The sequence below is a fragment of the Domibacillus sp. A3M-37 genome (genome assembly GCF_024213455.1).
Taxonomy (GTDB): Bacteria; Bacillota; Bacilli; order Bacillales; family Domibacillaceae; genus Domibacillus; species Domibacillus tundrae.
Genome location: NZ_JANAVL010000018.1, coordinates 47,428 through 56,871, shown reverse-complemented (window position 1 = coordinate 56,871; position 9,444 = coordinate 47,428). Strand labels below are relative to the sequence as shown.

Genomic DNA, 9,444 nt, shown 5'->3' with positions numbered 1-9,444 from the left:
TCTTTCAAGTTTTTCTATATCAATAGCAGTTGGCTTTGTAATTACGAATTTTTTCTACTCAAAAAGATACCGACAAAACTAACTGAAAAGAAAGCAGCACAGTTGAATGCAACATAATAGTTATTATGTTGCATTCGAAAAAACCTGAGAAAACAGGCGCCACCCCTTCATTATCAAGGGATGGCACCTGTTTTTTTTTGGCTGCCGATCTACAAATGCAACAAATTGAATATATATGTTATATTTAATATAACAAAATGAATAAAAAATGAGGGGTTTTCATGGCTGAAAAACAAGGTCAAAACACGGTCGATCCGATCCGTGATCCGGAACAGATCCGGGCAATGAAAGAGTATCTGCTTCACCAGTCGTACCGGGATTATTTTTTGTTTACCTTCGGTATCAACTCCGGGTTACGTATCAGCGATATCGTCGGGCTTCGTGTGATGGACGTTCGAAATACCGATCATTTGCGCGTGAAGGAGAAAAAAACGGGCAAAATCAGGAAAATTCGCATGACCGGCGCTTTAAAACAGGAAATTGAGAAATACACGCGCCATATGGCCGACTCTGACCTGTTGTTTCCTTCCCGGAAGGGCAAAGGTCCAATCGGGCGCGAAAACGCCTGGAGGATCGTTAACAGGGCTGCACGGGCATGTGGAATTACAGGGGCCATCGGGACGCATACCATGCGGAAAACGTTTGGATACCACTTTTACCAGCAGACGAAGGATGTCGCGATGCTGCAGCAGATATTTGGCCACTCTGCACCCTCTGTAACCCTTCGCTATATTGGGATTAATGATGAAATGGTGGATCGGGTGCTAGAAGATTTCTCTTTATAAATAAATTGTAAAATAGAGTTTGGAGAACCAGAGTACCACACAGGCTAAAACAACATTTTACCGGTTAATTCAAACCAAAGATTTTCTAGTAATGCGATAAATAAAAAAGCTAACAAAAAAGATGATATAGATAACAAAACGTTTTTTCTTATTGAAAAATGATGCTTTTTATACAATTTTATGATCAAATCCAGAACGAGAAAGTGAATTGGTAGAGACAGAAGAGCCGCTATTACATCAACATAATTAAAGGGCGTGCTTATGTATTCATTGGCAAAAATATTGACTATAAATGAAATGCTAAATAATAAAATCTGATAACTAATAAACGTAAGGTAGATCATGGTGAATGGCTCCTTTTAGATGAATAGGGGATTTAGTTTAAAGTATACTATTATACTATTTACGGGTATTTTGGGAGATGATAGAATCTCTTTAACACATCTAAGAATAGGAGATAACCCTTTGAACAAATTCTCTTTATTTACTGCTGCCACAGCCACTACAGTAGCCATTTCTAGTTTAGCAGTTCCAGCGAGCGCAGAGTCCAGCCATCCTTTTACAGACGTAGGAAGCCGGTACGATGAAGCAGTCAGCTTTTTATATGAAATTGAGGTAGTCAATGGTATTTCAGCTACAAAATTCGGTACGAGCCAAACGTTAACACGGGGCGACGCGGCCGTTATTTTAGCTAATATGCTCACGCTTGATACAGAAAATGCACCAGATGCTGGTTTTAAGGATTTAAATAACCGTGTAAGAGGATCTGTTAACGCACTTGCGGAAATTGGTGTGATTTCTGGTGTGACAAAAACAGAATTCAAGCCGGGATTGACTCTTAGTCGCGGTGCAATGGCCAAATTCCTTGTGACAGCATTTGAATTGGAAGAATACAAGGAGCAAACGCCATTTTCGGACGTTGGAGGCGTATTTAAGCCTTATATAGAAGCTCTTTATGGAACAGGTATTACATCCGGCAAGACGAGCACATCATACGGTACGAACTTAAATATCACACGCGGTGAATTTGCCAATTTGTTATATGGAACGTATCTCTTTGTCGTTGAAAACTCCTATTTCCCGTTAGTGGCAAATGTGCAGGTGACTTCTGCCACTCAAACGAAAATCACTTTGACGGAAGCAGTTCCAGCAGAATATACAGCAGATGATGTAGCAGCTTCTCTGTATTTTAGCGTTCAATACAGCGGTGGAAGCACAGTGGAATTCGAACCAGCTTCTTATTCCCTCTCAGCTGACCGTAAAACTTTCGTGATCAACCATACGAATCTATCATTAGCCGGCAAAAAAGGCACGATGATCATTGAAGACTTTGAAGCTGAAGTAAAAGCAGCGTTTGATTTCACGGCTGTGAAAGCGACTTCGAGTGCAAATGTCGATTCTACATTTGAACAGACAGCTGGCCTTCCTGCAACACAGGCAGCAGAATAAGTAAACAACAAAAAAGCCCGCAGAGTGCGGGCTTTTTTGTTGTAATGAAATATTCTTTAAAAAGGAGCGGAATAACTTGAGAGAAGACATACTGCCTATCATATTCATAATTCTTTTTTTGCTGTTTATTCTTTATTTCTCTCTCTTCTGGTTCACAAAGCATCGAGTTTTACACACAGAAGAATTTCACGTATTTAGAGATTTCACACCTTTACCCCGTGTTATTAACTATTGGTTAGTGAAAATTTTTCTTATTCTTTCTTCTTTGTTTATTCTAGCGTTTGTTATCTTAGGACTCTTCTTTTAAGCATCATTGAACGATAAAAACAGGATTCCTACTTCCATGTCTTGTATAATTTCTGAAAGTTTGCTATAAATAGAATCAATTAAATCGAGCGGAAAAAGCAAAAAGGCAAAAGCGTGTTATAGTGTGGCGCCAACCACCTATAACCGTCCACCGTGTCCTAACCACGGTAAACACTTGCTTTCACCTTTTCTACATTTATGCCTGTATTTTACGGCATTTAAACGTAAGTTTCAAGGGGAAAGTCTCTCTTTTACAGTCATGCAAAAGACGTGTTTACCGTTTTTATACGGTAAATGCGTCTTTTTGTTTTCCCGAAGGGAGACAGGAAAATGACGGTAAGCAGAATTGTGAACACAGATGAATTTAAACAAATGATGAGCTACAAAATACACGCAGAGAATCATAACCAGCAGCAATCCCTAAAACCACAGCTTTTAAAAGGCGTAGAAGCAGCGTACGGCGAACGCTACTGGAGCTTGAAGGAAGGCCCCGCAAAGCGATTGATATGCTGTGCTGGTTTGCCTCAGAGCGTGGGTTTGTCTTTGCGAAAGATGAATACCTGGCCAACCGGTACGACGTTTCAGCAAAAACGATCCGGAATATCCTAAAAAAATTGCGGGAAGACGGTGTGATCTTTACGGTGTATCGCCGGCCGAGTAATCAAAACTGCCGGACGGCTCCCGTCCATTTATTTACGGCGCATCCGTATTTTAAGTATTGGGAAAACATGCTGGATTTACGTGATTTCCAGAATGATTTCCAAAATGAAACTGCTGAAAAGCCTTGTGAGAGTAAGGAGGAACAGCCAAAAAACGTTCCTACCACGTATTTATCTTTTAATAAAAATCTTTTAAAGATCTTACGTAAGAAGGATCGTCTGAATTCGTCTTTTACACCGAAAGTGGTTCCAGATGAATTTGTGAAAACAGCGAAGCCTTTCTTTGATGATGCAGAAGACATTTATGACCTTTGGAAAAAAGCTGCCCTTGTCTATCGCCAGTTTGATTTGCTGCACGAATTGGACCAGTACACGGAATTAGTCATTGATGCCCTGAAACAGTCTGTTTATGCCCTGAAACACCGGAAGATCCGGAAGGATTTTAAAGGCTATTTCTACGGAACGCTGCTCAAAATGTTTACCTGCCAGAAGCGCCAGGAGTCTTTTTCTAGCCACCCGTCTATCTTTAACTGGCTGGAAGATCCGGAAGAAGAATCAGCAGGCAGCATGAAAAATTGGCGCACAGAAATTCAAGAATTAATCGCAAAGGAAGAACGGAAGCTGGATTATTTGTTGGAGGAACTTCCCTACTGAACAAGCAAAAATCGTTGCTAGAAAAAAGAGAAACTAGCCTGCAATATTGATTTTATGAGGCTGTTTTTGAAAGGTGGTTTGACATTACTGTTATGAAGAAAAAGTGGAAAATTATACTTTCAGCATTTGTTGTAGCTATTCTTTTCTTGATTGGTACTTTTATCTTTTATCCAGAATGGTTTTTCCCAGGTACATCTTCAACATATGCAGAAACGATTGAAACAAACTGGGGATTAGTAATACCTGATCCAGCTGAAGAAACGCTGATCAAGAATGAGAGAGAATTTCATGGGGATGGAGAAACAATTACAGAATTACATTATGAGAAATCAAATGATATTCAATCTATAAGAAACCTTTCTAATTCTTGGATTAGTGGTGGAAAATTTGAAGTAACAAAAAAAGAACTTCCAAATTGGATTAATGATTTGATAAAAAAAGTAGAAAAAGAGGCAAATTATTTTTACCTGAAAAAAGACCGTAATGATTATATAATTTTTGAACTAAAAGGCAATAAAGTAACGGTTTATGAGTCGTACATATAGCCATTTAATTAGGGTGTAACTAATTTTTAAAATTAGATAATCCTATGATCTATACACAAAAGAATGCTGTTCTTTGTCGTTCTTTTTTGAACTGTAAGGCATTATTTTAGGTGTCAAAAAATTTGCCATTTGGCTGAATTTGCTGTCAAAAAATTTTGACAGTAACCCCATTTTAAGTGTCAAATTATTTGCCAAAACGGAAATTGCGTGTACCCACGATAACACTAGGCTCTGCCTAGTACCACACAGGAAGTGGGGTCACGTTTTCCTTATGCTCTTCTGACTTTTTACAGCAAATTCAATAAAAACTTAGTGAGGGGAAACTAAATGGACAAGTACAACGAAATGCAACTTGAAACCAACATTCAAGAGGATGGACAATATAACGTCCAGGTTAAAATTAAAAGTAAAGAAACCGAAGAAATAGATATTTTGTTATCTGGAATAAAGGCGTTGATTGATTATATTGGCGTTGAAAGTTTATGTGAAGGTGATGAAAAAAAATATCACGAGACTTTAAAAAAAGTTATATATACCGTAGCTGATAATATTGGGTTTACTACGGGAGCATACATTGAGAAGTTGGAAGCAACGATCCAGTACGATAAAAGAACTGGTGAGCCATCAGTAGATGAAGCAAGCAGAAAGGCCATTATTATAGATTATTTGAACGGAGATATTTGACTGACTAAAGGCAGCTCAAATATTAGCGCCTGAATGATTTCAGGTGTTTTTTATTTGATGAATTTGATAAATCACAGCAGCCGTTTTTCTGAAATATGAAGAGCAGGCTTAAAGATTTTGATGTTCCTATGTAGAATGGCAGTAAGAGGTGAGTGAACGCATGGAAAACGCAACAGAATACGGCACATTAGCAAAGGAGGTCGCGCAGCACTTAGGTGTAAACCCCAATACACTAAGGCGCTGGTCGCTCGAACTTGAAAAACAACATTACCTTTTCGAACGGAATGCTAAGGGGCAGCGCATTTATTATGAACGCATATTCAAGCGTTATCCGAATGTAAAATGATTTTAAATAACGGTGGCTCAATGGAAAATGCGGTCACGACTGTAGCATCAAAGTTTATCGAGCAAAAAAAACGCTCAAAAAACGCTAGGCGATATTCTCGATGAACGCGAAAAAGGTGAGAATGTAACGTTATCCATGCGTGATTTAGAAGCAATGATTGATTCGGCCGTTCAAAAGGCAGTAGAACAAGAACGTGAAGCAATGTTCCAGGCATTAGAGCTGAAAATGAATGAAGCAATTGAGCAGCGCGATCGGATGCTGATGCAGAGTCTTAATCAAAAGATTGAAGATAAAAAGGCAGAACGGGCTGCATTGCCCGAAAAAGAAGAAAAAAGATCCTTCCTTAACTGGTTTAGAATAAAAAAATAACATGAAACACTTTTTAAATTTTTTATTAATGAAATCAGAACTGTAATCAAGGTTAGTTATTAAAGACTATAAAGGAGGAATTAAAATGCTCCCTTTAAACAGATATGTCAGTTGGGATTTTAAATATGTTGTGATGTAAAGATACTATAACAATTTTTTAGGCAGCCGTGCATCCTTTAAAAAGCTTTTAATATCTTTTTCTAATTTGGATGGTATTCCAAGAGATTATGAGTGATGTCATTTCTCTCAAAAAAACCCTGAAGGGAACAGCGAGTATTTTGGAGAAGGCGTCCGTTTTTCTATGGGTATGGATGATTGGGCAGCAGAAGTGATCGTTGATTTTGAAACATTTTTGCAAAAGTTGAGAGAAGTAGTGGATGTGTATTTGGAAGTGTACCAAATAGAAAAAGAAGAAAAAGAGGAAATAGAAGACCTGTATCAATTCATCCAAAAACGAGTGCTTGCTTAAATATAAGCAGCCTATAAATAAAGGGTCTCAAGATAAAAAAAGTGAGGAAGAGCATAAGGAAAACGTGCTATCACTTCCCGTGTTAGACTAGGCTCTGCCTAGTGTTTTCGTGATATCACGAAATTTTGATTTTGTCACATCGTGTGCCACTTAAAAAAGGCTGTTTGGCATACGGTGTGACATCTGAAAAAGCTGGTTTGTCACATGGAATGACAGTTAAATGCTTGCTGCATTTAACAAAAAGTAAAGCAACATAAATGCAATTACGTTGTGTTGGAAAAGCCCCGGCTGCCTAAGGCAGCCGGGGCTTTTAATATATAGTATGGACGAACTGTTGACTACCTTTAGCAGTTTTTTACTTTTTATCTGAATGGATGTAAAGAGGATGCCCAGGCAGATAAAGACAGCGCCGATTAATATATTACTAGTTATTTGTTCACCTAATTGAAGCCAGCCGAAAAACAATCCAAGTAAAGGTACCGACATTAAAGAAATAGAAGCAATAGTTGCCTGTATTTTGCCTAGAACCCAATTCCAGACGACAAATGCTACAGCTGATCCCAGGATACCATTATAGAGCAAAGCTAATACAGATGGTGTTGATAATGATATTCTCGCTATAGCCTCATGCTCACTTCCTAAGGATACAATGAGTATGAATAAGCCCCCCATCAACAGCTGCCACATTGTCATTTTAACTTTATCGTGTGCATGACCAATTTTTTTCGTATATACACTAGAACATGCCCAAAAAAAGGCGGAAAGTAAAATAATTAGCTGCCCTACTAAAGAGAGATTCCAAGATAAATGGAGTAAGTGTGGCCCCATTATGAATAAAAGACCAATTACTCCGGCAACGAGGCCAATGACTTTATTCAACGTTAAATGTTCGTCCAAAAAGAAATGCGCGAATAAGGTAATCATGATAGGCATTGTATAAACAAGAACAGATGCTAGACCTGAATCTACGAATTTCATACCAAAGATCGATATGGCATTAAAACCGATGCACATTAATAAACTTAAATAGAAAAATGGAGCCCACTCGTTTTTTTTGGGGTAATATTTTCTGTCTTTTTACTAATAAAAAAATAAATAATACAAAACCGCCTATTAGAAGTCTTAGCGATGCGAAGAAAAAAGGCGGCATAGCTTCTAAACCAATTTTCACGGTAACCCATAAGTAACCCCAAATTAAACTAATCAACGCTATCATACTAACAACTTTTAACTGATTCATTATAATGATGCTCTTATACAAGTTAATTTCAAGATAAGTGATTGCGTAAACTTACAAAATGTTAATTTGGCGCAAAGCTTATTTTATTAATATTAAACATACTAGGTTGAAACTAAAAAAGTGTCTGGCGCAGCGGCACCTGCGCCGCTACCAGTCCCTGGCTTATGGAGGAAAGCCGCCCGCATACGAAAAAGAAAGGGGCATATTCACCGGCGAATCTCGCGCGAAAAACGTGTTTAGAGATAATAAAGTCGTTTAATTTTATCGGAAATGTTAGAGCCTTCCTACAATTTGTGTGTGGTAAGGCTCTTTAAAATTGTTTACATTTCAATAAATCAAATCATGACTATTTCAAAAATGAATAATAAAGTTGTTTCATTCATTAATCAAACGTTCAGCTGCTATATGTACACTTATTCAATTTCAACCACAATATTCTTAACGTAAACAGCCGTACCTGAGATAGAGATATCTAATGGCTCTTGTTCTCCTTTTACATGCACATATACCCGTCCATCTTTATTGATTTCATGTCCTTGTTCCACGATGAGTGTCTTTGGTAATCGGGTGTCTTTGTTTACAAAGGTTTTATAATACGCTCCCATCACACCTGAAGCCGTTCCGGTAACGGCATCTTCAATTGTACCCGAATAAGGGGATGAAAAGTGACGGGCATGTATATCATTTTCATCATCCCGAACTTCAAAACAGACCGGATGCAAAGAAGCTTTTGGCATTTCTTTTAAAACACTCGGAAAGTTTTCTGCCACTGGATTCATTTTATCGAAGCTGGCTAACTCTTTAATTGGTATAATTAACGTCCAAATTCCTGTGCTTCCATAAACAATTGGGTATTTTGAATGTAAATCTTCTTCCCGTAATCCGATTGATGCTGCTAAATCGGATCTTGAACCACTAAATGATTGAAACTCAGGTTTGGCATGTTGCATCGTGATAAGCAATTGATTATTTTCTTCACGAATATGCATAGGCAGTACACCTGCATTTGTTTCAATTGTAAAATCTGATTGTTCTAGTAAGCTATTCATTCTTAAAGCATAAACCGTCCCCATTGTCGCATGACCACATAAATTTATTTCATGTCCAGGTGTAAAATAACGGATGCGAAAATCAGCAACCTCCGAAGAAACAACAAAAGCTGTTTCATTGAAGCCTACTGCCGTTGCAATGGTTAACATCTGTTCTTCTGTATAATCCTCGCCATTTAATACAACACCAGCTGGATTCCCTTTATTAGGAATGGAACTAAACGCATCAATATGCTTTACATTCACTTCTGTCAAGATAAGTTCCCCCTTTAGTCATATAACCTGCCTGTTTGACAAGTGAAACCACTAACAATTATTGTACCGTAAATGGTTAAAATTTACACTAATTATGAGGTATTGGCACTTTTGGAATCTAGAAAGTTTAAAAAAGAAGGGGCAATAACAGTTTTCATGCTGTTATCGCTCCTTTTGTATATTAAGCATTTAATTTCATTGAGATTATGGCGCTTCGTTTCACCACATTCAATGTCCGCAGTTTTCCCTATTCCCAGGTCACATATCCAGACGCCTTTAAATGATCAAGAGGGCCTCTTACTGTGGAAGAAGACTTTAACTCAACCGCGTCACCTATTTCACGAATAGACGGGGGATAGTTTTTTGCACTTACATAATCATCTATAAACTGGAGCATTTTTTCCTGGCGTGCAGACAGTTGTTTAAGCATAAGCCTTTCTCCTTTGCTACGCTTTACCTGCTGCTAAAATGTTGGACCGCTTAAATTTCCGCATTTGTTGCCTCTTCAAGCAGTAAGCGTGGATTTGAATGTCATCTATCATTTCTTTTTTTCTTTCTAAATGATAATCTATGG

At 38.0% G+C, this 9,444-nt stretch carries 11 protein-coding genes and 2 pseudogenes; 8 read left to right on the top strand and 5 right to left on the bottom strand.

The genetic code is table 11. From position 1 onward, the window contains the following. The first annotated feature begins 281 nt into the window (after positions 1 to 281). The 8 genes and pseudogenes from NLX67_RS18880 to NLX67_RS18845 form a co-directional block, all read left to right on the top strand. On the top strand, positions 282 to 845 hold the full coding sequence (locus NLX67_RS18880; RefSeq protein WP_254312985.1) for a site-specific integrase: 564 nt from the start codon (positions 282 to 284) through the stop codon (positions 843 to 845). Between the two features lie 465 nt (positions 846 to 1,310). Continuing rightward, positions 1,311 to 2,294: an S-layer homology domain-containing protein gene (locus NLX67_RS18875; protein ID WP_254312983.1), complete on the top strand. Its 984-nt coding sequence runs from the start codon at positions 1,311 to 1,313 to the stop codon at positions 2,292 to 2,294. Between the two features lie 812 nt (positions 2,295 to 3,106). After that, a complete protein-coding gene (locus NLX67_RS18870; protein ID WP_254312981.1) occupies positions 3,107 to 3,913 on the top strand; it encodes an Lrp/AsnC family transcriptional regulator in 807 nt (268 codons plus the stop codon). A 92-nt stretch (positions 3,914 to 4,005) separates the two neighbouring features. After that, positions 4,006 to 4,458 carry a hypothetical protein gene (locus tag NLX67_RS18865; protein WP_254312980.1) on the top strand — a complete coding sequence of 151 codons (453 nt, stop codon included), beginning with the start codon at positions 4,006 to 4,008 and terminating at the stop codon, positions 4,456 to 4,458. 327 nt (positions 4,459 to 4,785) lie between these two features. Further along, entirely contained in the window at positions 4,786 to 5,142 is a 357-nt protein-coding gene (locus NLX67_RS18860) for a hypothetical protein (protein ID WP_254312979.1), read from the top strand. A gap of 160 nt (positions 5,143 to 5,302) precedes the next feature. Next, the gene (locus NLX67_RS18855; protein WP_254312977.1) at positions 5,303 to 5,488 is read left to right on the top strand and encodes a transposase; all 186 of its coding nucleotides are present in this window, start codon (positions 5,303 to 5,305) and stop codon (positions 5,486 to 5,488) included. A 135-nt stretch (positions 5,489 to 5,623) separates the two neighbouring features. Then, the gene (locus NLX67_RS18850) at positions 5,624 to 5,857 is read left to right on the top strand and encodes a hypothetical protein (RefSeq protein WP_254312975.1); all 234 of its coding nucleotides are present in this window, start codon (positions 5,624 to 5,626) and stop codon (positions 5,855 to 5,857) included. A 247-nt stretch (positions 5,858 to 6,104) separates the two neighbouring features. Next, positions 6,105 to 6,326 (top strand): annotated as a pseudogene (locus NLX67_RS18845) (hypothetical protein); the annotation flags it as partial. 216 nt (positions 6,327 to 6,542) lie between these two features. Here NLX67_RS18845 and NLX67_RS18840 read toward each other — a convergent pair. The 5 genes and pseudogenes from NLX67_RS18840 to NLX67_RS18830 form a co-directional block, all read right to left on the bottom strand. Continuing rightward, positions 6,543 to 7,154, bottom strand: a complete 612-nt coding sequence (locus NLX67_RS18840) for a DMT family transporter (RefSeq protein ID WP_256519997.1) — start codon at positions 7,152 to 7,154, stop codon at positions 6,543 to 6,545. A gap of 9 nt (positions 7,155 to 7,163) precedes the next feature. After that, positions 7,164 to 7,370, bottom strand: a pseudogene (locus NLX67_RS22915) (EamA family transporter); the annotation flags it as partial. Then, positions 7,324 to 7,542, bottom strand: coding sequence for an EamA family transporter (locus tag NLX67_RS23320; RefSeq protein WP_375143420.1), 219 nt, complete (start codon positions 7,540 to 7,542; stop codon positions 7,324 to 7,326). The pseudogene NLX67_RS22915 and the gene NLX67_RS23320, both read right to left, overlap by 47 nt. A 437-nt stretch (positions 7,543 to 7,979) precedes the next feature. Continuing rightward, positions 7,980 to 8,870, bottom strand: coding sequence for a PhzF family phenazine biosynthesis isomerase (locus NLX67_RS18835; RefSeq protein WP_254312971.1), 891 nt, complete (start codon positions 8,868 to 8,870; stop codon positions 7,980 to 7,982). A 247-nt stretch (positions 8,871 to 9,117) separates the two neighbouring features. After that, positions 9,118 to 9,300, bottom strand: a complete 183-nt coding sequence (locus NLX67_RS18830) for a LexA family protein (RefSeq protein WP_254312970.1) — start codon at positions 9,298 to 9,300, stop codon at positions 9,118 to 9,120. Between the last annotated feature and the right edge of the window lie 144 nt (positions 9,301 to 9,444).